Genomic DNA, 25,551 nt, shown 5'->3' on the forward strand with positions numbered 1-25,551 from the left:
TTTCTACCCATGTTACGTCCCTAGTGGGACGTTAGGTTGAGAAGCTAGGGAGAGTAGAATGTTTGTAAAATTTTAAATATGAACTATTGCATTCCATGCCCATTTATCTCCTGATTGGCCGGGTGTTGGAACTGTCCCGTCAGGGACAGCATATGGGTAGAAATGGAGAACATCTAATTCTATCTCATAGCACCGCAGGTGCGGCTCTTATCAGAGTTGCGTACCTACGGCACGCTGATTAAATGGGCATGGTTCATTTCGTTTCTACCCATGTTACGTCCCTAGAGGGACGTGGATTTGAGATCTATCTCATTCATTTATGAAAATCAAATGATCTACCCTTGATAAGTGTAAATGTGGATTATGTAGGCCTGGATATTTGAAGGTAGGGAATACAGTATTAATACTGTCCCGCTAGGGACAGCATATGGGTAGAATAAATGCTCCTTTAAATCTCAATAAGCACCGGAGGTGCGACCCTCACGGTTTCTATGGAAACGCAAAATCAAACCTTTAAAACCATGGCAGAAATTAAGCTTCCGCTACGTCAGCTTCCGGATTCTTCCCAAAAAACTTCAAGATGAAATAGAGGATAATTAATCCGGCAAGAAGTCCCCAGGCCGGGTGCATCCAATCAAAAGCTGCAGGGAGTTCGCCGACTGCCAATGCCACAAATGCAACAACCAGCGCATATGGTAGCTGCGTTCTAACGTGGTCTATCAGATCACAGGCAGAAGACATGGCGCTAAGTACGGTTGTGTCAGAAATGGGCGAGCAGTGATCCCCGAATACGGCTCCGGCCATAACGGAGCTGACCGCTCCAAGCAGAATTCCGTAGTTCTCACCACCGGCAAACCCGACTCCGGCACCCATCGCGATGGCCAGGGGAACAACCACAGGAAATAAAATTGCCATGGTTCCCCAGGATGTCCCGGTTGAAAATGCGGTAACTGCAGCGATAAAAAAGACGAGGCCGGGCAAAAGTTCGAGCGGCAAGGTGTCTTCCAGAAGTCCGGCCAGATAGGTGCCGGTTCCGATCTCCTGAGTTACCGCGCCAAGTCCCCATGCCAGAATTAATATGATCACAGCCATCAGCATAGACTGCATTCCTCCAACCCAGGATTCCAATGCCTGATTGATAGTTAATATTTTTTGAAAAACAACCAGTCCAATGGCAACTATACACCCTGTAAACGATGCCCAAAGCAGGGCAGCAAAAGGATCGGCATTACCAATAATAGCGGTTAACCCGCCTTGGCCGGGTTCGAGACCGGCGCTTCCTGTACTGTAGAGTCCGTAAAGAGCAACCAGAATGACCGAAATAACAGGGAATGCGGCATTCTGCCATCTTTTGGGTTTGTCCTCCCTTGGCTGAAGACTGGAAAGACTTACGTCTGTAGCGGGCATGGAACCTTCCCGAATCACACCGCCGCCGGATGCAGCCCGTTTTTCAGCATCGTACATGGGGCCAAATTCCCGCTTCATTAAAATCGTCATCAAAACAAAAGCGAGTGCCAGAATAGGATAGAACAGATAGGGAACAGAGTGCAGGAAAATCGTGAATGCGTTATCTGCCCCGGCCATCAGCTGAGCAGAAAGTTCAGGATCAGCAGTAATCTCAGCGATTCCGGAAAGGGAGTTTTGAATCTGAGTGATTTCGAAACCAATCCAGGTGGTGATTACGGCGCTCACCGCCAGCGGAGCCGCCGTGGAATCCACAATATAGGACAGTTTTTCCCGTGAGATTTTCAGCCTGTCGGTCATCGGGCGCAACGCATTACCGCGAATGAGCGTATTCGCGTAATCATCAAAAAAGATGAACAGTGCGGATGCCCAAGATAGAAGCTGTCCTTTCTTCCGATTTGTGGCAAACTTACCGAGTATATCAACAGCTCCCTGTGTACCGCCACCGCGCGACATCACTCCAACCATTCCTCCCAGCAGCATACTGAATACGATAATAGCGATGTGATCGGCGTTCACCAAAGCGTTTACGAGCAGATCCAGGGATTGAGCCGTTCCCTCAAATGGATTCAGGTTGACCACGAAAAGAGCGCCAATCCAGATTCCTGCAAAGAGTGATAAAACAACCTCACGGGTAATCAGAGCCAAACCGATGGCCACGATGGGAGGGATTAAGCTAATCCAGGTACCGAAGTAACCATTGCCGTCAGTTTCGGTTTGTACCCATGCCTGGACATCGAGCCATCCAAATACGAGCAGAGAGAGAAGAATGAAGAGAGTTACAAAGCCAAATTTTTTCATCACGATCTGTTATGGATAATCTTTTTTCAGAAGTGAAAATACAAGCATTGACATTAAATACAATTTAAATATCCAAGATAAGTGGAATATGCCGTGAATGGGTAAATTTTTGTTAGCTCGTCAGATCCCTAAAAGCTTATAAAGCTATCAAATGTAGAGCAGGGGTTTGGGATTTGAACATTAAGCAAAGCTCAATATTGGTGTGAGCGTGACAGTGATTCCATATTTTGATATGTTAGAACGCGAATGGTTAATATATTGGCATCCACAATAAAAGGAATATTTAAAACGGGTAATTCATTGACTAAGGGTAGCAGATCACATAAAAGATTTAGCCGGCGAAGGGCACAGCTGGTGAAAAAAATCGAAGAGAAGGGGATAAAAGATCAGAATGTGCTTCAGGCCGTGAACTCGGTTCCAAGGCATATCTTTGTTGATACGGCTTTTGAAAATCGGGCTTATGAAGATTCAGCGCTTCCTATTGGCAATGGTCAGACTATTTCTCAACCGTACACGGTGGCTGCACAAACTGAACTTCTAGAAGTGAAAAAGGGTGATAAAATTCTTGAGATTGGCACCGGATCAGGATACCAGGCGGCTATTCTGTTACACATGGGTGCAGAAGTGTATAGTGTTGAGCGTCACGAAAAACTTTACCTGAATGCCAAAGAGATTTTACAGGAGCTTGGTTACCGTCCACATTTAAAATTGGGTGACGGCTCTCTGGGGTGGAGTGCCTACGCACCGTACGATGGAATTGTAGTTACGGCCGGTGCGCCCGTAGTGCCGGAAGACCTGAAACAGCAGCTGGAAATTGGAGGAAAGCTGGTTGTACCGGTTGGAGATCAGAAAAGCCAGGTGATGATACGAATTACACGAACCGGTGAGGATGAGTTCAAAGAGGAGAGACTGAATCACTTTAAATTTGTGCCATTGATTGGAGAGAAAGGCTGGGACTGATAACATTGAGTCAGCAAATTGCTCCTGAATTATCCGGGAAAAATAAAAGATCATTTACACTTCAGATGCTATCCGGTTCCAGTAAAAGAGGTTACAGGAAATCAGCTAATCGTTCCTTCTATACTGATCTGAATAAAAGAAAAACTCTAAAAAAAGTGCGATTAAAGAGATTGAGAGTGGATAATTCGCGCAAATCTAATCTTTGTTAAAAATCTATTTTTGAGGGTTAGTATCTGTTGTGTCAACTGTTTAGCGTCAAATCAATAGGTAGTAGTTATTTTTTAAGGTAAGGAACGCCCATCCGTTTTTTAGATGTTATTTAGCCAATCTGATACAAAATAATTTTATGTCAGATCCTTAACCCTAATCAAACAGATACGATTTATGAAACGAATTATAATGATAAGTACGCTAGTACTGGCTACGTTTTTTATAGCCATGGCACCGTACAGTATTTCAACACAGAATGACGACAATCACGACATTGTGAGCATTGCGCAAGATACAGACAATTTATCAACTCTTGTTGCCGCTATCGAAGCAGCCGGATTGGTTGATGTTCTGAAAGGCGACGGACCCTTTACGGTTTTCGCGCCTACAAACGCTGCGTTTGAAGCACTACCTGATGGAACTCTGGAAAGCTTATTGATGCCAGAGAACCGGGATCAGCTGGTGAAAATTTTAACCTATCATGTGATTTCCGGCGAAGTGATGTCAGGAGACCTGAGTAACGGTATGAAAGCCGGAACTGTTGAAGGTTCTGAAGTAACAATTACACTGGGTGATTTCGGTGTCAGAGTAAATGGCGCGAATGTAGAAGCTGCTGATATTGATGCATCCAACGGTGTTATTCACGTGATTGATGCTGTAATACTGCCACCACAAGACAATTCTGGATACTAAAATTCAAAGAAATGTTTTGGTTAAAGAGGCCCGGCTTGAGAGAGTCGGGTTTTTTTTGTTTATACGATTCCCCTTACACTTCACTATTCAAAATCTAATGAGAGTTAGAGATAAAGATGCCTCAATCTGACGATTATCGATAAAATTATATCGAACTCAGGTTAATCTAAATGTGAGTAGAGCTTCCTTTCAGTCTATCCTGCTCTTTGAATTTCCTCATTTCAAATTATTTCCGCAGGTGATGGTCAATCATTTTTCTGTATAGAGTTTCAAAAGTTTCGGGCAGATCGGTTTGAGTACTTACTCTAAGAAGTTGGTCGGCAATGAGCTCATCAGGTGATTCATAGCCGGCAGAAAGCTTTTCAAAGTCTTCCAATCGCGCATCGGAGACAACTTCTTTCTCTTTTTCCCTGGATTTTAATCGGGAAATGATGGTTTCGTCAGAAGCCTGAGCTTCAATAAACATGTAATTGGCATCCAAAGACTCAAGCAGCTTAACCAAATTCTGTCGGTTTGATCTCTTGCTGAATGTTGCATCGAGTATTGCGCTCTTCCCGGATTCCAGAACTGTTGTGATTTTCTCAAAAAGATGCCCGTATGTTTTTTCAGACATCTCTGCCGAGTAAAGTTTCTCCCGTTCTTTAGGATTTGAACGTTCATACAGTGGAAGGCCCGCCAGGTTTTTTCGTGTGCGGTCGGATGAGAAATGATCGATACTCAAAGTTTTAGAGAGATGTTCGGCTAACGTACTTTTCCCTGTACCAATACGCCCCATAAAAATCAGTACTACAGGCCGTGATCCCAAAAGCGCATATCGCAGGGAGAGATGAAAATAATCGGTAGCTGTTTTTTGCAGCTTTTTCCGCTTCTCCGGAGAATTTTCATCTCCGGCACTTTGCAGGCTCTTTACCTTTCCTTTTACATATCCCCGGTAGCACTTATAAAATTCGATGATTTTGGATAAGTCAGGGTCATCGAGTTTTTGAGTCATCCGATCAATAAAATATCGGCTTTCATTCCGGCGGTCTTGAAAATCCAGATCCATAGCCAGGTAGGCCAGATCGGCAGCCAGATCGCCACAGCGAAATCGCTCGTTGAATTCTATGCAGTCATAAATACAGATGCTTTCGGGACCGATGTGAATATGTTCGAGGTGCAGATCCCCGTGGCCGTCCACGATTCGTTTCTGATTTATTCGCCGGTTAAAAAGGGATTGATTTTTTTTATAATAGCGATCGGTGAAATATTTAATGGCCTGATACTCTTCATTTTTGATTGTCTTACCTATGAATGATTTTGTTTGCTGAAAGTTTTCATCGGTGTTGAACCGGATCTGTTCAATTTCACCATATTGAAGAACATCATCGTCCGGATCCTGTTTCAGATAAAAATTCGCCAGTTTTTCAGCAACCCGGTCCAGATGCTTCAGGGTAAGTGTATCATTTTCTATATAGGAATAGAGGAAATACTTTCCATCCAGCAGGTTCATTTTAACGGCATATTCAACAATTTCTCCAGGGGATTCTGTATTGAATGAAAATCCATCACCATTTTTTGAAATGGGAACAACACCCAGATAAATACCGGAGCAAAGTCTTCTGTTGAGTTCTACTTCTCGTTCACAAAAGTGCTTACGCTTTTCGAGGGTGCTGTAGTCGAGGAAACCGAAATCAACGGGCTTCTTAAATTTATAGACAAAAGGAGGGACCATAAACACATGAGAAATGTGTGTCTGAATGTGCTTAACACTTTCAGGTTGATGAGGATATGCTTCCTTTTGCTCAAGGAACTCCCACAAGCTGTTTACTGATTCTGATTCATTGCCGGATTTGCTCATGATTTTATCAGCCCTTTTTTAAATATTTAATTTCAGGTCTCTCCAGTGATCTTTGGATGCATCAACCATTATATATACGCGTTTACCGGTTGAGATTTTATTGGAAAGTGTCCCTCCGACAGCTGGGGGATGATAATTACTTGATTTAAGCCAAACACCAAAAATTTGGGTGAAATCAATACTTATGTGGTCATCCCCCTGCTCTCCCGAAAGCTTTCGGGATCGCTTTCCCTCCGTCAGCCGACGGAGGGACTATTTCAATATTTTAAAACCAACTGGTAAACGCATTACGTATCTAAATTCCAAAAAAAACTCAAGGAGTCACAATTTTAGTTCATAATCAGGAGAAAAATATTTTTTGATTTTTTAGTGTGTAGTGAGATCTAAACAGCCATCGAAAAAATCTTGCATCTTTAAAATTTTAATTCTACACTTGTAGAAACAGTTCTAACAATGTAGAATTATGAAGCTATCAAAATCTGAAGAACAACTGATGCAGTACATCTGGAAAAGCAAAAAGGCGTTCATGAATGAACTGCTTGAGATGTATCCGGAACCCAAACCTGCAAATACCACTGTAGCCACGCTATTAAAAAGGATGAAGGACAAGGGATTCATCGACTATGAACAGATGGGCCGGTCGCGGCAGTACTATCCGGTTGTAAAAAAGTCGGACTATTTTTCCCGGCACATCAACGGATTGATTAAAAAATATTTTGATGATTCGCCCTCAACGTTTGCGTCTTTTTTTACTTCAGAGACCAATTTAACCGAAAAAGAACTTCAGGAGCTTAAAAGTATCGTAGAACAGGAAATTAAAAAGAAGAGATCATGATCGCTTACATTTTAAATTCCACTCTTTGCTTACTCGCGCTATTTCTAATTTACAGGCTGCTTCTGGCCAACGAAAAGAGCTATCGCTTTAATCGTTTCTATTTATTGATAGCTTTGGTACTTGGGCTATCACTCCCATCACTCGATTTTTTCATGGGAACCAATCAATTCATTGTGGGTCCTTCCGAAAATATTGCGGGAATTGATGCTGAAAAGATTACGGCCATCAAACAGGCACCTACTATTTTTGTAACCGGCAATATATTCCCGGAAAATGTAGAGCCACTGGAGTTCACTGCTGCTGAATCTGCCGGCACCGGCACAAGATTTCCCATGTTCACGGTTTTGTTTTTTACCTACGCTTTGATCTCACTTATTCTGTTTTCCCGGTTTATATATGGCATTTATTCTATATATAGTCGTGCAAGAAAAATGGACGAGGTAGATCTGGGAAGAACCAAGCTAAAGCTTTCAGAACGGACTGTTGTTCCTCATTCATTTATGGATGCTATTTTTGTGAACAAGCATGATTTTGAAGAAGGGATGATCAGCGATCAGATTCTGGATCATGAAATAGCGCACATAAACGGTAAACACACCCTCGATGTATTTTTTGTGGAGCTGCTAAAAGTCATCTTCTGGTTCAATCCTGCACTTTATCTATTTCGTCGAGCCATATTGATCAATCACGAATTTTTGGCCGACGAAAAGGTAATTGATAAGTATGAGGATGTAAATGACTACCAAAATCAACTGTTAAAAGTGACGGAAAATCACGCCAGAGTAAATTTTGCCAGCAATCTGAATTTTTATCTCACAAAAAAGCGACTTCTAATGATGACTAAGAAACGGTCATTTGTTCGAAGTTCCCTAAAGATGGCGGTATTAACTCCTGTCCTGCCTCTGTTAATTCTGATGTTTAATACCAGGGTGATTGATAAAGATCACTTACTGGGAACCTATGAAACTGAACTATTTGCCGATACGGTTCAAGTGGATGAAAATTTTTCCTATCTGAAGTGGAAAACAGAGGAAGGTGATTTCTTTCATGGCTCCAATAAATTATTTGATCCTCAGACAGGAATACTTAAAAAGGAATCGATATATCATGAGGGGAATTTGATTGCTCATAAAAGTTATAATGACTTTGGCCAGGTTTGGTTTCGTACGGACTACAAATATGAGAATGGGTTACCAATTACTAAAAGGACGAATATATCAGGTGATCTGATGTCTGAGTTTATCTATCCGGTCCCTGATAAAGAATACCGGGGTGTTCAAAGATATTACACTGCGGATGGCAGTCTGCAGTATGAGGCTAATTTTTTGTCACACTCAGAAAATTTCCACGGATTGGTTACCGAATTTGGTACCGAGGGAAATATCATTGAACAAGAACGCTATGAGAATGGTGAACTCATAGAAAAGATCAAATAATTTGTGATGAGTTATTTTAGCAACCAATCTTATTTATTACTAAGCGAAAAGGTGAAATTGCATTCTACTTTTGCGGCTCAAATTTCCGGATTTAAAAGTAACGACAGCCTCATAAATATTGATGTCAATGAATGTAAAATTATGAAAAGGAGGGAGGCATGATTACTTATCTAATCTATTCATCGATAAGCCTTACCCTCTTGCTTCTCATATATCGCTATTTCCTGGAAAAAGAGAAGCGGTTTACGTTTAACCGGGTATTCCTGCTTTGGTGCCTCATTTTCTCTTTCACCATTCCGATTGATTCCGATGGGCTTGGAACAGGCTGAAATGCCCTGGTCTGCAATGTTCACATCCGGTGATAATGAAACAACGAACTACGTGATCGCAGAAGGCTTATGGATAGATTCAGAAATCCAGACGGCAGCAACGGAACGTAGCTCAGGCGTTATACCAAGTCAGACGCTCTACACAATCGCCTTTCTTCTGTATGTTTCGATATCGGCTCTGCTGTTTATCAGGCTGATACGAATCATTCACAGAATCCAGTTAAAGATCCGGCGCAATCCAAAACGGCTCATACAAGGTTGCGAAGTAGTTCTTCTGAATGAAAAGGTAGTGCCGCACACGTTTATCAATACGGTTTTTCTGAACAGGAAACAGTTTGAAAGTGGAGAAGTTCCTGAATGAGGTGCTGAATCACGAGCTTACCCATGCCCGGCAGAAGCATTCACTGGATATCCTTTTTGTGGAGTTTTTAAAAGTGATCTTCTGGTTCAATCCGCTGCTTTATCTCTACAAGCACGCGATTGCACTTAATCACGAATACCTGGCTGATGAGGCGGTGATTTCAAAAGGCACTGTCATAGAAAACTATCAGCGCATGCTGTTGAAAACCATGGAAGGGAGTGCTGTCCACGGATTGGTAAGCAGCCTCAATTTTTCTTTAACCAAACGGAGACTACAAATGATGACTCAATCCAAAACAAGAGTGAAGTTTCTTCTAAAACTTGCCATGCTGCTCCCGCTTTTTGCCGGACTGTCGCTGATGCTGGGATGTGAACCGGCCACGAATGAGATTTCTGATGAAATTGAATCGGTTGATGAAGTAACCATTGAAATTCTGAATGATAATGCACTGCTGGTGAATGAGAAGCGTATGACTTTGGATGAACTGGAGGGCTATTTATCGGAACTGCCCGAAGGCCCGGAGTTGGTCAGGATGAAAGTCAGCCCCGATGCTGAATTTGGATTCATTACAGATGTTCAAACTATTCTTCGAGAGAATGAGGCACTTCGGATAAATTACTCTACGGAAAAAAGTGATGATGGCAGTGAGCTGGAAAGAGTCACAAATGAGTTTTTAGATGCAGCAAAACAATACATGGATATTGAGACGACTCCCTCAAACAGTGATAAAATTAAGAGGAAGTATGATGAAGTACTGGAACTCTACGAAGCAATTCAGTCAGTTGATAGCGCAGATTTAAATGCTCCGCCGCCACCTCCGCTGGTACCTTCACCGGAACAACGCTTCGAGGATAGTGCTGATTTGAATCTGCCACCGGCTCCTCCTGCACCACCGGCACCGGTAGAAGCAGGAAATTTGATGCAGATCTTAATGAACAGTCAGGGTATGCTTTTGATGAATGAAGCTCCGGCTGAATTAAACGAGGTAAGAGTAAATATCAAGCAGTTTGTGGAGAACAGTGCCTCAAGCCCATCCAAAGCTGTGATAGGAATAAAAACAGTCCCCGATACTCCTTATGATCAATACCTTGAACTGCTGGATGAAATCAAAGCAGCCTATGCTGAGCTGAGAAATGAAGAGGCTCAAAATCAATTTGGCCGTTCCTTCGCGTCTCTCCAGGAGAACAGTTCAGAGATGGAGAGAATAAAAGAGACTTATCCGATGAAGCTGTCTATTGTGCCGCCGGATAAAAATTAACCGGTCGCATCTCATCGAACCGTTACAGAATTTGCCGGTATCCAAATCAGCTCGTCTTGTCCGGTTTTTGCCCGAACTTCAAACTCCCATTCGCCTTCGGGTATTTCATACTTCCATTTATTGCCGGAAATGTACGAGAATCCTGTCAGCTGTTTTTCCTCTTTGGGCAGGAGTGTGAAGCGGAGTAGCTCATCCATGCAGACCCAATCTTGGGGCATTTCACTGTGCCAGATCAGTTCTCTGTCACTGCCGGATGAATCGTAAGCCAGAATTTGAAATGCACACGGACCGGTTTCGATCCGTGTAGTGTCGCTTGAGGTATTTTCAGCCCAAATTTCTGTTTCGAGTGATTGGCTTAAATGATCCCAACTGATTTCAGCCCGGAGCTGAATACCGTCATCTATTTTTATACTGTGATTCGGCAGTCCCGGTTCATCAAAACTCTTTAAACGTTCTTCACAAGAAGCGAATGAAAAAATGAATAGCACCGAAAGCAGGTAGACAGGAAGTGATATGTTTTGAAATGGAATCATGACTTAAAAAATTTTAAAAATAGACTGATAATCCAAAATAATGAAAGGTCAAATCCATTAAATTCCCTCTTGGAGTCCTGAGTCCTGAGTCCTGAGTCCTGAGTCCTGAGTCCTGAGTCCTGTAAAATAAAAAACCCCGAACCGGCAGGTGCCAATTCGGGGCTATAAATTTTGAACGGTTCTGCTCCGGTTTATTTCGGATTCAGAATGTTATCAATTCGTCGTTCTGCATCAGCGAGGTGAATTTTTGTAGCACGGTCGCTCACACGGTTTTTCGTGTTGTTGATATCGCGCTGCAGAATTTCAAGCTGCTCGCGAACCATCGGACGAATGTCGGATTGACTTACGTCAACTGATGTAAATCCTACAAACTGCCGGAATGCAGCCGGTACACTTGGAAGCTCTTCAGTCATCAGATATTCCATTCGTTCAATGTATGCACGCTGTAGATTTCTTCTGTAAACAGAGATCGCACGATTTCTGTCGAGCTCGGTCCAGATGGTTCCGCGAACATCATCCATAAACTCATATGGAGAATACACATCTGCATCCAGTCTGTTGTCGTACTCGATCAGACGAGCAATTCGCTGTGGATCGATCAGGTTGTTCAGTACGGAAACTTGTCTTCCGCGGAAATTATCAACAAAATCGGCCTGATTTACACGGCTCAGGATGTCCTGATTCAGAATCCATGAAGGATCAGAGAATGCATGTGTTTTCAGGAAGTCCATTGCTTCTTTTTGAATCTCTTTTGGTGTCGGTTCATACACGCCACCTTCCTGGTCGAAGGTTTTGTCGTTTTCATAAACACCACCCACATTCTGAGTTACGTGGCCCATGTAACGGCTCCACTGGCCCAGAATTTGGCCATAGAGTTCATCCAGCTCGGAGAAATCTTCACCATACTGGCTTGTCCAGTCGATCAGGTTGTCGGTGATGACCTGCAGGTTGGCAATTCCGTAGGTACTCGCCTTCATGCTGTTGTCGCCCAGATCTTCATTTTGAGATCTTGGATCAATCTTGGAACCGGTTTGGCGTCCGTAGAAGTAAACAGGATCGTCTGCACGTTCTTTTGTCCATTCGTGGAGCTGTTTTTCCTGTTCTTCGAGTGACATGTCGCCGAACCAGGTGTAGCCCCACTTTACGGCCCATTTATCGTATGGTCCGACTCGAGGGAAGAAATTTGTTACTCCGTCACCCGGCTGTGCGATGTAGTTAAATCTGGCATAGTCCATAATGGATGGAGCTGTACCGTGATTGGACGTGTAGGTTGGAGATCGAAGTGAATCGACCGGAACAGCGGCACTGGATCCAAAGTTGTGCGGAAGTCCGAGTGTGTGACCTACTTCGTGTGCCGAAACAAAACGAATCAGTTCACCCATCACGTCATCATCAAACTGAACGGAACGAGCTTCCGGGTTGGCAGCTGCTGTCTGGATGAAGTACCAGTTTCTAAGCAGGCGCATCACGTTGTGATACCACCCAATAGCAGAGGTCATAATTTGACCGGATCTTGGATCGTGTACATGAGGACCGAATGCATTTTGTATCGGTGATGCAAAATACCGGATAGTTGGATAGCGTGCATCTTCAAGGCTAAATTCGGGATCGTCTGTAGGAGCCATTTTGCCGTAGATGGCATTTTTAAATCCGGCTTCTTCAAACGCTACCTGCCAGTCATCCACACCCTGAATCAGCCACTCTCTCCACTCTTTGGGAGTTGCCGGGTCGATGTAAAAAATGATCGGTTCTTCGGGTTCTACCAGTTCACCTCTCATATAGGCTTCTTTATCTTTTGGAACCAGTTTCCATCGGGTTACATGGCTAACCGGTTTTGCGCGATGCTCTTCGGTTCCAAAATCAGTCTGTGTGGTTGAGAAGTAACCAACTCGCGCATCTGGCTCACGTCGCTGCATTGGTTCTTCCGGAAGCAGATGCATGCTGTGATTGATCTCAAGTGAGATGGTATTCGCATCCGAGTTGGACGGTGGATTCTGAGCGTCATAGGTGAGGATGTGTCTCGCTTCCACGTTCTCAGGGAAACTGCGAATCTCTTCAATAAAAGTTCGGTCCCCATCAACACGGCGTACCTGGTACCGGGTTCGGTTACCTTGTTGCAGGCCAAGAGCCGGTACATCGGTTGTAAACAGGCTTGTTATATCAATGACAGATCCTGTTGAATCAGCATTTAAAGCCGCAATGTCAAAAGATGCGAGAATGGGCTCAAAATTCGAATTTCTTACAGCCTCGTAAACCGGCAGAGTGTCTGAAGCCGTATTACTGAAAGAGACGCGACGCATTAAGATTTTGTCATCTCGTTTTTCCCAGCGAAGTACCTGGGTATTATTCTTCATGCCCCCGTAGGCAATACCGTCTGCAGTTTTTGCAATTCGTGAAACCATAAGCATTTCACGGTCCAGCATTTCGTCGGGTATTTCGTAATAGTATGTTGATTTATCTTTGTAAACATTGAATAGTCCCTCATCTTTCTCGAAGTCATCTTTGATTACTTCAGAAAATGCTTTGGGTTCATCGGAAGATGAAGCTGCATCCCGGCTTGGGCGTTCTGATGCATCATCAGAACTTTGAACGCTGTCTGTACTGGCACAGCCGGCGATCAAAAACGCAGCAAGAAGCATTACTGAAAGCTTTTGTACGATATTTATCATAAAACGTATGTATTAGTTAAGATTAAGCCTTTAAAATGTATCATTTTAAAATATCCAAGATGAATGTAAAATGATGATAATAATACAGTTTTCGAAGAAATGATTATTGAATGAAAAGCGTCGAAAAAACATTACGATAAAAGTATAACTCATATCCGTTTATAAATATGAACACAAAGAAAATCGAGTTTAAAAGTTCAACGGGTGATTCCCTTGCAGCAAAAATTGATTATCCCGATGGTGAACACAAGGCGTGCGCACTGTTTGCCCACTGCTTCACCTGTTCAAAAAATTTGAAGGCTGTTGGAAATATTGCAAAAGCATTGAATAAAAACGGAGTTGCCGTTTTACGCTTCGATTTTACGGGTCTGGGCGACAGTGAAGGAACATTTGAGGATACCAACTTCAGTTCCAATGTTGAAGATCTTGTCGCCGCCTCAGAGTATATGGGAGAAGAGATGAGTTTGCCGTCAATCCTGATTGGTCACTCCCTTGGCGGCGCTGCTGTGATTCAGGCTGCCCATAAAATGGATTCAGTTAAAGCGGTAGCCACGATTGGTGCTCCGTCCGATCCAAAACATGTAGAGATGCACTTTGAGTCGAAAAGAGAAGAAATTGAAGAGAAAGGATCTGCTATTGTAAATCTGGCCGGACGTCCGTTTAGAATTAAAAAACAGTTTCTTGACGATTTGGAGAAAACAAAAATGGATAAATATATTGAGAATCTAGACAGGGCTTTATTGGTTATGCATTCACCGTTGGATGATACGGTAGGCATCGATAATGCGGCCCATATTTACAAAACTGCAAAGCATCCGAAAAGTTTTCTTTCTCTGCATGAAGCGGACCACCTATTGATGGATGAGGCTTACAGTCTTTATGCGGGAGCGATCATCGCCGAGTGGGCATCGATCTATCTCTAAATTTTATTACATTCATCGATAAGCATAACAGTAAATCAAAATCAATCTTTACAATATGACTAAGTTATTCATTTCAACATTTACAGCATTATTAATTTTCGCATCCTGCACTCAAGTTGAGCAGGAAGAGACCGTTATGGATTATGAAACTCAATCCATTGATCAGGCGGTTGTAGTGATGCACGCAACAGAAGGTAACAGCGTTGAGGGAACGGTTGTTTTTACACAAACAGAAGAAGGAGTGCGGGTTGAGGCCGATATTTCCGGTCTGGAAGCAGATTCAATGCACGGTTTCCATATTCACGAATATGGCGATTGCAGAGCGGATGACGGAACCTCTGCCGGCGGACATTTCAACCCCGAAGAGATGGAACACGGCGGGCCGGATGATGAGATGAGACATGTTGGCGATCTCGGAAATCTTCAGTCTGATGCAGATGGAAATGCAACGACGGATTTTGTTGACTCCAAACTTCAGCTTTCAGGAATGAGCTCCATATTGGGACGGGGAGTAATTATTCATGCCGGTGAAGATGATCTTGAAACACAGCCTACAGGAGCTGCAGGAAGCAGACTTGCATGCGGTGTAGTTGGTGTGGCAAATCCGCAATAATGAAATACGTTATCACGTTTATCTTTTAACATAAAACCCTGCCATAGAGCAGGGTTTTTTATTTCTAACAGGTATCTGTTTTTGTTAAATTGATTCTATGAAATATCTACTCTTTGCTATTGCTCTACTTACTGCTCAAACGGTATCCGGTCAAAACTACAACGATGTTGCCGGAGAATGGACCGGCGCTATTCAAATTAACGGTCAAAATCTGACTACAGATTTTAAATTTAGCTACCAGGACGGTGAGCTGGATGGGACTATAGACATTCCGCAGCAGATGGCGTTTAATCTCCCAATAGAGTTCACAAAGGCGGAAGGCGACTCTCTTATCTTTCAATTTCAGACAGGAACGGGAGTTGCAGTATTTAGAGGTGTCTGGCAAAGCTCTGAGAATAAAATCTCAGGTATGTTTGAACAGATGAATACAAGTTTTCCTTTTTCCATTGAAAAGAATGATGATGCCTTGGCTGATGATAATGGCGTATCCATAGGAGATGATATAACTATTCAAACCCGTGCAGGACAGGTGAGCGGTACACTTCTGCTGGCAGATGAGCCGGCTCCCCTTGTGGTTCTTTTAACCGGATCAGGTTCACAGGATAGAGATGAAACGGTAGCCGGTTTTAGTATTTTTGCGCAACTGGCAGATTCACTTTACAGCCATGGGTATTCATCCTTCAGATATGATGACAGGGGAGTGGGACGATCCATGGGTGAAACGGATGCAACTTTGTATGACCTTGCCGAAGATCTGGAGGATATTGTCTTGCATCTTCAGGACGAGTACGGTTCCGCAATATCAAAAACTGTTTTGTTGGGGCACAGTCAGGGTGGTTTGGTTGCCGCACTCTCATCAGATGAAATCTCAATCGACGGGATCGTTTTTATGGCAGCACCTTTTTTGCCCGGGAGTGAGATCATCAACAGTCAGATTAAAACAATATCAGAAGCTCAGGGTATTGACGATGAGATTGTTGAACAAAATCTGGAGTTTCAGCAGAGAATTTATGAAGTAGTTCGAAATGAGGACGACTGGGATGACATCGAGCAGGATCTGTATGACCGGCTTGAAGAGCAGATTAACGAACTGCCTGAGCAGCAGCGCGAGGCACTTGGTGATATGGACTCATTTATCCGTAGCCAGATTAATAGGCAGCTGGCAGCGGCAAAAACGGTTTGGTTTAAATCGTTTATTGAATATGATCCGCAGAGTGATATTTCGACGCTCGAAATTCCAATGCTGGCAATATTCGGAGAAAAAGATTCACAGGTGATTTTGGAACCAAATCGTACGATGGCAGAATCTTTGAAAGAAAATTCCGGGTTAAATCTTACGATCGTTGAAATTGAATCCGCCAATCATCTATTTCAACAGTCAAACACAGGGCTTCCCAGCGAGTACGGTATGCTCGATAAAAGGTTTGCCGATGGTTTCGTGGAAGAGATCGTGGAGTGGCTTCAGACTCTTTAATTTTTAGTTCACCGCAGAGACGCAGAGTTCGCAGTTAATGTTCTCCGCGCCCTCCGCGTCTCAGCGGTGAACCTTACTCAGGCTTCCAGGTTTTCATACCATCGCGAATAACGTCGGCCAGCTTATCCACGGAAACGCGATCCTGTTCCATGTTATCACGATAGCGAATGGTGACGGTGTTATCTTCCAGCCCATCAAAGTCAACGGTAACGCAGAACGGCGTGCCGGCTTCATCCTGGCGGCGGTATCGCTTGCCTATTGAACCGGACTCGTCATAAAGCACGTTGTATTCATCACGGAGTTCGAACTCAATCTTCTTGGCCAATTCCTGAAGCTCAGGTTTTTTGATAAGTGGGAAAATCCCAACTTTGGTCGGAGCCAGTTTTGGATGGAGCTTCAGTACCGTTCGGGTATCGCCATCCACTTCTTCCTCGCGATATGCATCACAAAGCACCATTAGCGTGCAGCGGTCCAATCCGATAGAGGTTTCAATCACATACGGTGTATACCGCTTCTGCTGTTTCTGATCGTAATACTCCATTTTCTTTCCGGAATACTCCTGATGGCGTGAAAGGTCAAAATCGGTCCGGTTGTGAACGCCTTCCACTTCCTGCCAACCGATGGGGAAATTAAACTGAATGTCGGCAGCCGCGCGGGCATAGTGTGCCAGCTTATCTTCCGGATGCGGTACGGTTCTCAGGTTTTCTTCCCGAATTCCCAGGTTTTTATGCCACTCGATCCGGCTGTTGAGCCAGTTGTCATAGCTCTCTTCATCATTTCCCGGCTCTACAAAATATTGCATTTCCATCTGTTCAAATTCCCGCATGCGAAAAATAAACTGACGGGCAACCACTTCGTTGCGGAAAGCTTTTCCAACCTGAGCAATTCCAAAAGGAATCTGAACACGAGCGGTGTCCATTACATTTTTAAAGTTCACAAAAATTCCCTGGGCGGTTTCAGGCCGCAGATAGATGGCGTCATCATCGCCGGATGATGTAGCACCGTAGTGGGTTTTGAACATCAGGTTAAACTGGCGCACGTCCGTCCAGTCGAATGCTCCTGAGTCGGGCGCTTTGATCTCTTCCTGCATGATGATATCGTAGAGGTCTTCACAAAGGCCTTTGCGGGTTCCGGTCGTGTCGAGCTGTTCCTGTAGTTTGTCAGCCTCGTCATCTTTTCCTTTATCACGAAGCTTCTGAATATGCTGTTCAATGAGCATGTCGGCCCGATACCGTTTTTTCGACTGCTTGTCGTCAATCATCGGGTCATTAAATCCTTCTACGTGGCCACTGGCCTCCCAAACTTTTGGATGCATAAAGATGGCCGCATCCACACCTACAATGTTGTCATGGTGCTGAGTCATTGACTTCCACCAGTTGGCCTGAATGTTTCGTTTCAGTTCAACACCGAGCGGGCCGTAATCGTAAACAGCTGCAAGACCTCCATAAATATCGGATGATTGAAAAATAAACCCTCTTGCTTTCGACAGGGAAACAATTTTGTCCAGTGAATCTAAATTCTTTTCAGGCATATAAAATCTGTGGTTAGTCGGTTTGAAATCGAGTTTCAATTCGAAAATATTTACAAACAGCAAAGATATGAAAAATCTTACCGATCATGAATCGTTTGTATTGAGGATTTCTTATTTTCAGATGTGTTCGTAAAACTTGTTGCAACATTAAGTCGATTGTTCGATACAAATATCCAATAGATACACTTTGGATTTAGACTAAAAAAAAGAAAAATCATTTTATGACGTCATTCAGAGTCGGACTACTAGGCGCTACAGGAGCTGTAGGCCAAAAATTTATTAAAATTCTCGAGAATCACCCCTGGTTTCAAATTACAGCTTTAGGCGCTTCCAAACGGTCTGCCGGCAAACCTTATGCAGAAGCTGCAAACTGGATTGAAAGTACTCCCATGCCGGAAAGTGTCAAACAGCTGAAGGTTCTGGAGTGCAAATCAGAACTGTTTAAAGATGTAGACTTCGTTTTTTCCGGGCTTGACTCGTCTGTGGCTACAGACATTGAAGGGGATTTTGCCAAAGCGGGAATTCCGGTAATCAGTAATGCGAAAAACTACAGAACAGATCCAACGGTTCCGCTTTTGATACCGGAGGTCAATCCGGATCATATTGATCTGATTCATGAGCAGCGATTTACAAAAGATGGAAGCGGGTGGATTGTTACGAATCCGAATTGTGTCGCGGTTCCGCTCACAACCTCGCTGAAACCACTTCATGATGCATTTGGCATCTCATCACTGGTAGTTACGTCGATGCAGGCGATATCCGGTGCGGGTTATCCGGGCGTTCCAAGTCTCGACATTATGGGAAATGTGATTCCGTATATCGGGGGTGAAGAGTCTAAAATTCGGCAGGAGCCCTTAAAATTGCTGGGCACTCTGTCTAAAGGTGCCGTTAAATATGCCGACTTTCCTATTGAGGCCACCGCAACACGTGTGCCGGTCATAAATGGCCATCTCTTGTCAATTACAGTCGGTTTGAAAATGAAAGCAGATCTGGATGAGATTAGGGATGCAATGAATAACTGGAAAAGCCCGATTCACGAACTGGATCTGCCATCAGCACCCGAATTTCCGTTAAAGGTTCATACCGATCCCAGATACCCACAGCCCCGTTTGCATGCAGACAGCGAAGGTGGAATGCAAACCGCAGTTGGTCGAATTAGACAGGCCCATGTGATGGATGTGAGCTATATCGCTATGGCGCATAATACGGTTCGCGGGGCTGCAGGCGGTGCGATATTGAATGCTGAATTACTGGTAAGAAAAGGGTTTTTGAAATAATTTGGGTTGACAGAAAACCCTGATTTATTTATGCTTAGTGATCTTTAAATAAAAAAGGTCGTTATGCGCAAATATCACATTATATCTCTACTTATTATTTCTATCTCTTTTTCGGTATTCGGCTGTTCTTCAGCAGGACAAGTGAATTCTTCAGCTTCCAATTATGAAGAAGTACCGATGCCTGAGCAGGCGTTATCATTTGAATATCCTGAACCGGATGTTTGGGCAAAATACCCCGGCGGAAGTGCGGCAGTTCTGGAACATATTAAAATGAATTCAATGATCCCTGAAAAAGCCAGACTAGAGGGATACAGTGGACGCCTTCTGATTACCTATGTGGTTGACAAGGAAGGCAATGCAAGTATGGCAGAAGTATTGAGAAGTCCGCACGATTCAATCACGTCTATGTATGAAGAAATTATTGAAAGAATGCATAGGTGGGAACCGGCAGTGCTGGATGGAGAGCCGATTGAGCAGCGATATGTTATCAGCTCATATTTTAGAGAAGGTGAAAATCAATAGATAGGAGGCAGAACGTCACACAAAAAACATAACTGCCCTGTTTGTAAACTGCATCGAAAAGCGACATTGAGATAGTAGAAGAGTAAAAAAAACTCGTGACACGAGATGAGTCATGCCACGAGTGATACCATTATTTAATTAACGTGAGTTAGAGATAAGAATTTGCTATAGAGTGTCCCCCTTTCTCCCTTCGCTAAAGCTTTGGAAAACAGGTCGAAGGGGGACTTTTTAGCGTCAGTTCCATATCCCAAAGTGACGTTAGTTGTGTGAAATCTTCGTTCCCAATACATCCAGGAATTCTGCCAGCCATTTCTGATGACCGGGCCACGCAGGTGTAGTCACCAAATTTCCATCTCTGACAACTTCTGTGGGTTCCACTTCCTTGTAATCTGCACCGGCCAGTTTCATCTCAGGGCCGCAAGCCGGATAGGCTGTCAGGGTTTTCCCTTCAATTCCGCCAACGGCCGCCAGTATTTGAAGTCCATGGCAGATTGCCGCAATGGGTTTGTCTTCTTCTACAAAATGGCGAACCATTTCTATCACATTGTTATCGAGTCTCAGATATTCAGGTCCGCGTCCACCGGGCAGAACCAATGCGTCATACTTTTCAACTTTCACATCATCAAAAGAGTAGTTCAGGTTGAAATTGTGTCCGGTCAGCTCTTTGTAGGTCTGATCTCCGACAAAGTCATGAACCGCGGTTGGGCAGGATTCTCCTTTCTTTTTATTCGGGCATACAGCGTGTACGGTATGACCAACCATTTGAAGGGCCTGGAACGGCACCATAATTTCGAGGTCTTCACCATAATCCCCAACAATCATTAAAATTTTCTTTGCTCCCATAAATTCTCCTTGTTTTAATTTTAGTTGATATGTTCATCTATAAAAACCTGAATGAAAAAGAGATCGTTCTATGCACATCTACCGTCAGACCGTTGCTTTTTCGGTCAGACGGATGAAATTGGCGAAAAAGACCTGTCAGCACCCACCGGATCTGACAGCGTCTGGTGCCAAACAATAATTTCTCTTAGCTTCGCACAGATGGTTTTGCTGGGATAAATTTTACGCTCGTGTGTTGAACCCATAAATGGGTTTATGAGTTTCTCGCAGAGCTGCGCGGATGTTTTCGCAGAGGTTCGCTGAGATGAATCTTTATCTAAATTGTAGTTAGAATTGAAAAACGCCACGAAATCACAATGGCTCGAAGGTGCACGAAGGGTTTAGCTCTTTGAAATTCGTTGTACGGATTTCAAAAAAGATTGTCCAATTCCGATAGGAGTTTCCTGTTTATTGGAAGCTACAAGTCAAGAGAAAAACGGCTCTATCGGAGCCTCCTGTTTGAATTTGGAAGTGATAGCAAAACATAAGTGATTACCGTCTAATGGATAAAGGTTCTCGCAGAGTTTCGCAGATTAATTCGCCGATTTACGCAGATATTCTCATCACTTGTTAGTAGGATTACAGACAAACTCACCCTGATCGCCATCCTGCTCTTTTACAAAAACAGCAGCGGTTAACCCGGGAACGGTGAACGTACCGTTTTCAACCCGGCTCTTTTTAACGACATTGTCGGAGCCTGATTTCTGCATTGGATGAAGCGTCATTCCTGAGAGATTCAGATCGATTGACTGTTCATCCAGGCTGCTGTTAAAAATGACGAGAACACCATCCAGGTTTGGATCCAGATCCTCACCTGCACAAACACCGTCCGAATAGCTCATCGCAATAATGCCGGGAATCTGATCGGGTCCTGTATTGTGGAAACCTACCCGTTTGTTAATTACCTCAGCAGTCTGCAATCTGAAAAGGGGAGAGCTGTACCGGATTTCCAACTGCTCTCGGAACAGTTGATGTGCAAGCTCCATATGCTCTTTTTGCAGATCGATATTCGGATTGGTTAAAAATTCTTCCTGTCCGTCCCAGAGGTCAGAATTATCCCAGCCGGGCGGCAGACCGATTCCCCAGTTGTTGGTTTCCAGGGTGAAATCGATAGCATTGTACCAGTCGCCGGAATCGTAGCTGTTTCGATCCATTGACTTCGATCTCAGGATATCGGTTCCCATCTGATGGAACGGCACTCCCTGTCCGAAGTTAATCATCGCCTGACTTAGCAGGTGCACCCGTACACGTTCGTCCATTTCCAGATCGTGTGGCAATTTGGATTGAGTATTATCCCAAAGCGTCTCATTGTCGTGTTTGTCGATGTAGTTGACCGATTCCTGAGGAAGTTCAGCATAACCGATCATCTCATTGCCGCCGGTAACCGTTTCTCCGAATCTATTGATATATGGGTAATCTTCAAGGTTTCCGGTCATGCCAACTCGGATTCGATCACCTTGATCCAACAGCACGGCAAGCTCTTCATCTAAATCTCCCGCATCCTCATTCGGGAAGAGATATCGCCCGTTGGTAAAACCCTGATCCCGGCGATTGTTGGTATAGTTACCGCCTCGAATTCCATCCCGGCTTCGGTCGTTAAAATTCCCGATTCCGGTTCCGCCCATCATAAATTGAGTGGCCTGATCAAAAATGCGATTGTCGGCAACTTCACCGAAATTCCATCCTTCTCCATAGATGTAGATATTCTCACCGTCAACGCCGTCTTCTTCGAGTGTAAGTTTGGCCAGTTCCTCAGTCAGGCGCTCCATCACATAGCGCGGATGGTGTCCCATCAAATCAAATCGAAAAGAGTCAATTTTGTACTCTTTTGCCCACAGAATCACGGAGTCGATGATGAGATTTTCCATCATATTGAACTCCGCGGCGGTATTGGAGCAGCAGGTGGACGTTTCCACAGCACCGGAGTTTGGATCCAGGCGGTGATAGTAGTCGGGAACGACTTTATCAAGAACTGAGAATCGGGATAAACCGGTTGCGTGCGTGTGATTGTAGACTACATCCACTACGGTATTCAACCCAATTTCATCAAGTGCCTGAACCATTTCCCGGGTTTCCAGAATACGCTGAACACCTTCCGGATTTGTTGAATAGCTGCCTTCCGGCACGTTAAAGTGAAACGGATCGTATCCCCAGTTGAAACCGTCGTAATCGGCTAATTTATTACCGTGCTCCGGACTGCGATAGATACGCTGAATTTCGAGTGTGGTAGGGTCATCCGCTGCCAGACTTTCAAAAACTTCCCGAATCGGAGTTGTGCCATATTTTTCACAATCATCAGACAATTTTTCATTGGTTCCGATCACTTCACAAATTCGATTGAACGGGTCGTCCAGATCTACACGATCGGCTTTATCCTCCTTGATGGAGGCGATATCGTTGATGGGAAGCAGGTGCAGATGAGTCAGTCCCGATTCACTCAACCTCTTCAGGTGAGCCATCGCATTGGAAAGTTCGTTTCCGTTTTCTCCATTATGTGTGAAAGCCAGGTAGGTGCCGCGATGCTCTTCCGGAACGGATTCGTCGATAATACTGAAATCCCTCATATGAGCTTCATAGAGGGTGATGTCGGTGGGGTGCGGCAGCTCTTTTTGAAGCTGATCCCAGCCGGCCGGCTTCAGGTCATCATCGCTTAAATTTACAAACTGGCTGTAATGGCTGTCTGTGGAGAGACTGACCGAGTAAGGATCGGTGACTTCAAACGTGTTGATTTGGCTGTTTTCAGGATGAAAAACGGTAACATTCAGGCGATAGAAATTTCGATCCCATTCGTCTGAGCCTTCAAAGACCCAGACTCCGTTCTGCGATTGGTATTCCACCGGATCAACGGTATCGATCTCATTTTTAGAATCATCAAAGATAGACAGTGTTACATTTTGAGCAGTCGGAGCCCAGATTTTTAAGGTAATTCCATCATCGGTATAGATCGGGCCGAGTTGGCCATCGTAGGTGTAGAGATCATCAATCACTCCGTGAGTTTGAACACGGGTAACTTTAACAGGAATGCCATTCAGATCGTAGGCCACGGCCAGAAGTTGTCCTTTAAGAGCTTCCTGATATTTGCTTCGCTCTCCATTCACCGAAAAAACTGGTCTGTCGGAAATATGGCGGAATTTATCGGCTTGGTAAGCGGTTAACATGCCATCTTCCGAAAGTTCTATGGACTGTCCTGATGGAGAGCCAAATCGCTGAATGGATAGATCTGCATCAAGACTGTACCTCAGTTCGTAGGTTTCAGCATCCACGCCGGGATCCCAGATCAGCCGGTCTGCAGATACCCAGTGAGCCGATGCACCTTCAACCGGAAGTTCCGGTGAGAGCTGTGTGGTTTGTTGCGAAGTTGTACAGGAAGAAAGGATCAACCCTGTAATGATAAATAGCAGAAAATAGAATGATCTCATGGCTCTTTTTTTATTCTTTAATTCACAGCAGAATAATAAAGAAATATGAATTGAATATAAGCTGCTGAAGTGAAATGATCGATTGACTCTCAGCGGTTTACAGGGCAATGCTATTCATAAAAAGCAGTGAAGTTGTGTTAATTTGATAACAATATCATGGTTTTATCGTAAACTATATAGGTAGATTGATCAAAGAAAGTTTTACGCTTTAAGAAGTCTGTTGCTTAGCCTCAGGCACGTTATTGTCGGTTCCATGATTATAAAAACTTACCTGAGGTTCATATCAATCTTTTAAACAGGAGGATTCGTTGATACGAGCATATTGGATTGGAGTTATTATTGGAGGGCTGTGCATCATTAGCGGTTGTACTCAAACGTATCAAATTTCGATTGACGAAATTCCGGAGACGGACCCATTTTATACAACCGGATATCCGATTGCAGATATTTCAGGCCAGATTGAGAAGGTTCAGCAGTCCCTTGTTCGAATCTCTTCAACAGCGAGATATAGAGTCTTTCTGATTGACGACCGTTTGCAAATTACAACTGAAGAAGCTGACTCACTCAATCCTTCAGATATCGCAATCAATCAAACAGTGATAGAAGAAAGTGCAGCCGGGACGGCTATTGTGGTCGCAAAAACAAGCAGCCGCGGTTACCTGCTTACCTGTGCTCATACTGTCGAATTTCCGGATCGTGTGTATAGTTATCGGGTTGGAGAGAATATTGCACCGAATACTTATGTCCGTACGATTGCTGTAAAACAGAGTCAGGTTAATATGGCGCTCACTGAAAATACGCTGGCGCTATACAATTTAGAGGATGAAGACCGGGTAAATGATCTGGCACTTATCAGTATTGACCTGAATAATTTTGATGAGGTGGCAGAAGATTTGATTCCGATTAATATGGAGATGGGATATTCTGAAAACCTGAAATCGGGCAGTGTGGTGTATGTGATGGGATATCCCCGGGGTTATCAAACCGTTACTCGAGGAATTGTTACACTAGCCAACAGGAACGAGAGTGGCGGTTTTCTAACAGATGCACTCTTTAATCGGGGAATCAGTGGAGGGATCATTATTGCATCAAAAGATAATTTCAAGTCGTTCGACTGGGTTGGGATAGCTAATGCAGGTGTTGCCAATCGCGACTATTTTCTTGTTCCCGATATCGATCAGATCGATTTTGATTTACCCTATCAGCAGTATAGTGGGGATATTATGGCAAGTGAGATTTCAACACTGAACTACGGTCTGACGCACAGCATACCTACACAAACAATTCGTGAATTTTTGAGTGGAAACCGCAGCGTACTTCGTAATCTGGACCGAAGCTACCGACTTCCAAAAGACTGAATAATGTGAGTTCGGGATATGGAATTTGCTAAAGAGTGTCCCCCTTATGAAGGGGGCAATGGGGGATGAAAAGTAGTAGATTCAAGGTTAATGATGAATTTTCAAGCCAAATCTTAGTCCATCAGGTCATCCCCCTCGCCCCGACAGCTGTCGGGACTCTTCCCCCTTC

20 protein-coding genes are annotated in these 25,551 nt (G+C 43.9%); 13 read left to right on the forward strand and 7 right to left on the reverse strand.

Annotated features, from left to right (window positions below; translation table 11 throughout):
* Positions 1 to 531 precede the first annotated feature (531 nt).
* Complete coding sequence (locus U5K35_RS08625; protein ID WP_322571053.1) at positions 532 to 2,265, reverse strand: Na+/H+ antiporter NhaC family protein; 1,734 nt, start codon at positions 2,263 to 2,265, stop codon at positions 532 to 534.
* Between the two features lie 246 nt (positions 2,266 to 2,511).
* Here U5K35_RS08625 and U5K35_RS08630 point away from each other — a divergent pair, with 246 nt between their 5' ends.
* Together U5K35_RS08630 and U5K35_RS08635 are read left to right on the forward strand one after the other, a co-directional pair.
* A complete protein-coding gene (locus U5K35_RS08630; protein ID WP_416221607.1) occupies positions 2,512 to 3,225 on the forward strand; it encodes a protein-L-isoaspartate(D-aspartate) O-methyltransferase in 714 nt (237 codons plus the stop codon).
* A 384-nt stretch (positions 3,226 to 3,609) separates the two neighbouring features.
* Complete coding sequence (locus U5K35_RS08635; protein ID WP_322571055.1) at positions 3,610 to 4,128, forward strand: fasciclin domain-containing protein; 519 nt, start codon at positions 3,610 to 3,612, stop codon at positions 4,126 to 4,128.
* A 226-nt stretch (positions 4,129 to 4,354) separates the two neighbouring features.
* Here the strand turns inward: U5K35_RS08635 and U5K35_RS08640 are convergent, their stop codons facing one another.
* Positions 4,355 to 5,965, reverse strand: coding sequence for an AAA family ATPase (locus tag U5K35_RS08640; RefSeq protein ID WP_322571056.1), 1,611 nt, complete (start codon positions 5,963 to 5,965; stop codon positions 4,355 to 4,357).
* Between the two features lie 463 nt (positions 5,966 to 6,428).
* Here U5K35_RS08640 and U5K35_RS08645 point away from each other — a divergent pair, with 463 nt between their 5' ends.
* The 5 genes from U5K35_RS08645 (at position 6,429) to U5K35_RS08665 (ending at position 10,184) form a co-directional block, all read left to right on the forward strand.
* Positions 6,429 to 6,800, forward strand: coding sequence for a BlaI/MecI/CopY family transcriptional regulator (locus U5K35_RS08645; protein ID WP_322571057.1), 372 nt, complete (start codon positions 6,429 to 6,431; stop codon positions 6,798 to 6,800).
* Positions 6,797 to 8,236, forward strand: a complete 1,440-nt coding sequence (locus tag U5K35_RS08650; RefSeq protein ID WP_322571058.1) for a M56 family metallopeptidase — start codon at positions 6,797 to 6,799, stop codon at positions 8,234 to 8,236. The genes U5K35_RS08645 and U5K35_RS08650 overlap by 4 nt, the downstream gene beginning before the upstream one ends.
* 158 nt (positions 8,237 to 8,394) lie before the next feature.
* Positions 8,395 to 8,565, forward strand: a complete 171-nt coding sequence (locus U5K35_RS08655; RefSeq protein WP_322571059.1) for a hypothetical protein — start codon at positions 8,395 to 8,397, stop codon at positions 8,563 to 8,565.
* A 1-nt stretch (position 8,566) separates the two neighbouring features.
* Positions 8,567 to 8,926, forward strand: a complete 360-nt coding sequence (locus tag U5K35_RS08660; protein WP_322571060.1) for a hypothetical protein — start codon at positions 8,567 to 8,569, stop codon at positions 8,924 to 8,926.
* A complete protein-coding gene (locus U5K35_RS08665; protein ID WP_322571759.1) occupies positions 8,907 to 10,184 on the forward strand; it encodes a M56 family metallopeptidase in 1,278 nt (425 codons plus the stop codon). The genes U5K35_RS08660 and U5K35_RS08665 overlap by 20 nt, the downstream gene beginning before the upstream one ends.
* Before the next feature lie 11 nt (positions 10,185 to 10,195).
* On the opposite strand, the gene U5K35_RS08670 is transcribed toward U5K35_RS08665, so the two are convergent.
* On the reverse strand, positions 10,196 to 10,717 hold the full coding sequence (locus U5K35_RS08670) for a hypothetical protein (RefSeq protein WP_322571061.1): 522 nt from the start codon (positions 10,715 to 10,717) through the stop codon (positions 10,196 to 10,198).
* A gap of 191 nt (positions 10,718 to 10,908) precedes the next feature.
* Positions 10,909 to 13,386: a zinc-dependent metalloprotease gene (locus tag U5K35_RS08675; RefSeq protein WP_322571062.1), complete on the reverse strand. Its 2,478-nt coding sequence runs from the start codon at positions 13,384 to 13,386 to the stop codon at positions 10,909 to 10,911.
* Positions 13,387 to 13,553: 167 nt separating this feature from the next.
* Here U5K35_RS08675 and U5K35_RS08680 point away from each other — a divergent pair, with 167 nt between their 5' ends.
* The 3 genes from U5K35_RS08680 to U5K35_RS08690 all read left to right on the forward strand — a co-directional run bounded on the left by U5K35_RS08680 (position 13,554) and on the right by U5K35_RS08690 (position 16,396).
* Positions 13,554 to 14,309 (forward strand): alpha/beta hydrolase, encoded by a 756-nt coding sequence (locus U5K35_RS08680; protein WP_322571063.1) that lies wholly within the window; start codon positions 13,554 to 13,556, stop codon positions 14,307 to 14,309.
* 55 nt (positions 14,310 to 14,364) lie between these two features.
* Positions 14,365 to 14,922, forward strand: a complete 558-nt coding sequence (locus tag U5K35_RS08685; protein WP_322571064.1) for a superoxide dismutase family protein — start codon at positions 14,365 to 14,367, stop codon at positions 14,920 to 14,922.
* Positions 14,923 to 15,019: 97 nt separating this feature from the next.
* Complete coding sequence (locus U5K35_RS08690; protein ID WP_322571065.1) at positions 15,020 to 16,396, forward strand: alpha/beta fold hydrolase; 1,377 nt, start codon at positions 15,020 to 15,022, stop codon at positions 16,394 to 16,396.
* Positions 16,397 to 16,469: 73 nt separating this feature from the next.
* Here the strand turns inward: U5K35_RS08690 and U5K35_RS08695 are convergent, their stop codons facing one another.
* Complete coding sequence (locus U5K35_RS08695) at positions 16,470 to 17,927, reverse strand: glycine--tRNA ligase (RefSeq protein ID WP_322571066.1); 1,458 nt, start codon at positions 17,925 to 17,927, stop codon at positions 16,470 to 16,472.
* Between the two features lie 221 nt (positions 17,928 to 18,148).
* On the opposite strand from U5K35_RS08695, the gene asd reads away from it, so the two are divergent.
* Both asd and U5K35_RS08705 read left to right on the forward strand, forming a co-directional pair.
* On the forward strand, positions 18,149 to 19,204 hold the full coding sequence (asd, locus tag U5K35_RS08700; RefSeq protein WP_322571067.1) for an aspartate-semialdehyde dehydrogenase: 1,056 nt from the start codon (positions 18,149 to 18,151) through the stop codon (positions 19,202 to 19,204).
* A 63-nt stretch (positions 19,205 to 19,267) separates the two neighbouring features.
* The gene (locus U5K35_RS08705; protein WP_322571068.1) at positions 19,268 to 19,726 is read left to right on the forward strand and encodes an energy transducer TonB; all 459 of its coding nucleotides are present in this window, start codon (positions 19,268 to 19,270) and stop codon (positions 19,724 to 19,726) included.
* Positions 19,727 to 19,984: 258 nt separating this feature from the next.
* On the opposite strand, the gene U5K35_RS08710 is transcribed toward U5K35_RS08705, so the two are convergent.
* On the reverse strand, positions 19,985 to 20,569 hold the full coding sequence (locus U5K35_RS08710) for a DJ-1/PfpI family protein (RefSeq protein WP_322571069.1): 585 nt from the start codon (positions 20,567 to 20,569) through the stop codon (positions 19,985 to 19,987).
* 599 nt (positions 20,570 to 21,168) lie between these two features.
* The gene (gene pulA / locus U5K35_RS08715; RefSeq protein WP_322571070.1) at positions 21,169 to 24,024 is read right to left on the reverse strand and encodes a pullulanase-type alpha-1,6-glucosidase; all 2,856 of its coding nucleotides are present in this window, start codon (positions 24,022 to 24,024) and stop codon (positions 21,169 to 21,171) included.
* 308 nt (positions 24,025 to 24,332) lie between these two features.
* Here pulA and U5K35_RS08720 point away from each other — a divergent pair, with 308 nt between their 5' ends.
* Positions 24,333 to 25,382, forward strand: coding sequence for a serine protease (locus U5K35_RS08720; protein ID WP_322571071.1), 1,050 nt, complete (start codon positions 24,333 to 24,335; stop codon positions 25,380 to 25,382).
* The last annotated feature ends 169 nt before the right edge of the window (positions 25,383 to 25,551 follow it).

The sequence above is a fragment of the Rhodohalobacter sp. genome, assembly GCF_034521535.1.
In the GTDB taxonomy this organism is placed as follows: domain Bacteria; phylum Bacteroidota; class Rhodothermia; order Balneolales; family Balneolaceae; genus Rhodohalobacter.

Coding starts and splice junctions, on each gene's coding strand:
- U5K35_RS08670 (WP_322571061.1), bottom strand. CDS start 10,717: ATGATTCCATTTCAAAACATATCACTTCCTGTCTACCTGCTTTCGGTG.
- U5K35_RS08690 (WP_322571065.1), top strand. CDS start 15,020: ATGAAATATCTACTCTTTGCTATTGCTCTACTTACTGCTCAAACGGTA.
- U5K35_RS08680 (WP_322571063.1), top strand. CDS start 13,554: ATGAACACAAAGAAAATCGAGTTTAAAAGTTCAACGGGTGATTCCCTT.
- U5K35_RS08675 (WP_322571062.1), bottom strand. CDS start 13,386: ATGATAAATATCGTACAAAAGCTTTCAGTAATGCTTCTTGCTGCGTTT.
- U5K35_RS08625 (WP_322571053.1), bottom strand. CDS start 2,265: ATGAAAAAATTTGGCTTTGTAACTCTCTTCATTCTTCTCTCTCTGCTC.
- U5K35_RS08705 (WP_322571068.1), top strand. CDS start 19,268: ATGCGCAAATATCACATTATATCTCTACTTATTATTTCTATCTCTTTT.
- U5K35_RS08685 (WP_322571064.1), top strand. CDS start 14,365: ATGACTAAGTTATTCATTTCAACATTTACAGCATTATTAATTTTCGCA.
- U5K35_RS08630 (WP_416221607.1), top strand. CDS start 2,512: ATGGTTAATATATTGGCATCCACAATAAAAGGAATATTTAAAACGGGT.
- U5K35_RS08655 (WP_322571059.1), top strand. CDS start 8,395: ATGATTACTTATCTAATCTATTCATCGATAAGCCTTACCCTCTTGCTT.
- U5K35_RS08695 (WP_322571066.1), bottom strand. CDS start 17,927: ATGCCTGAAAAGAATTTAGATTCACTGGACAAAATTGTTTCCCTGTCG.
- U5K35_RS08645 (WP_322571057.1), top strand. CDS start 6,429: ATGAAGCTATCAAAATCTGAAGAACAACTGATGCAGTACATCTGGAAA.
- asd (WP_322571067.1), top strand. CDS start 18,149: ATGACGTCATTCAGAGTCGGACTACTAGGCGCTACAGGAGCTGTAGGC.
- U5K35_RS08660 (WP_322571060.1), top strand. CDS start 8,567: ATGCCCTGGTCTGCAATGTTCACATCCGGTGATAATGAAACAACGAAC.
- pulA (WP_322571070.1), bottom strand. CDS start 24,024: ATGAGATCATTCTATTTTCTGCTATTTATCATTACAGGGTTGATCCTT.
- U5K35_RS08635 (WP_322571055.1), top strand. CDS start 3,610: ATGAAACGAATTATAATGATAAGTACGCTAGTACTGGCTACGTTTTTT.
- U5K35_RS08650 (WP_322571058.1), top strand. CDS start 6,797: ATGATCGCTTACATTTTAAATTCCACTCTTTGCTTACTCGCGCTATTT.
- U5K35_RS08640 (WP_322571056.1), bottom strand. CDS start 5,965: ATGAGCAAATCCGGCAATGAATCAGAATCAGTAAACAGCTTGTGGGAG.
- U5K35_RS08710 (WP_322571069.1), bottom strand. CDS start 20,569: ATGGGAGCAAAGAAAATTTTAATGATTGTTGGGGATTATGGTGAAGAC.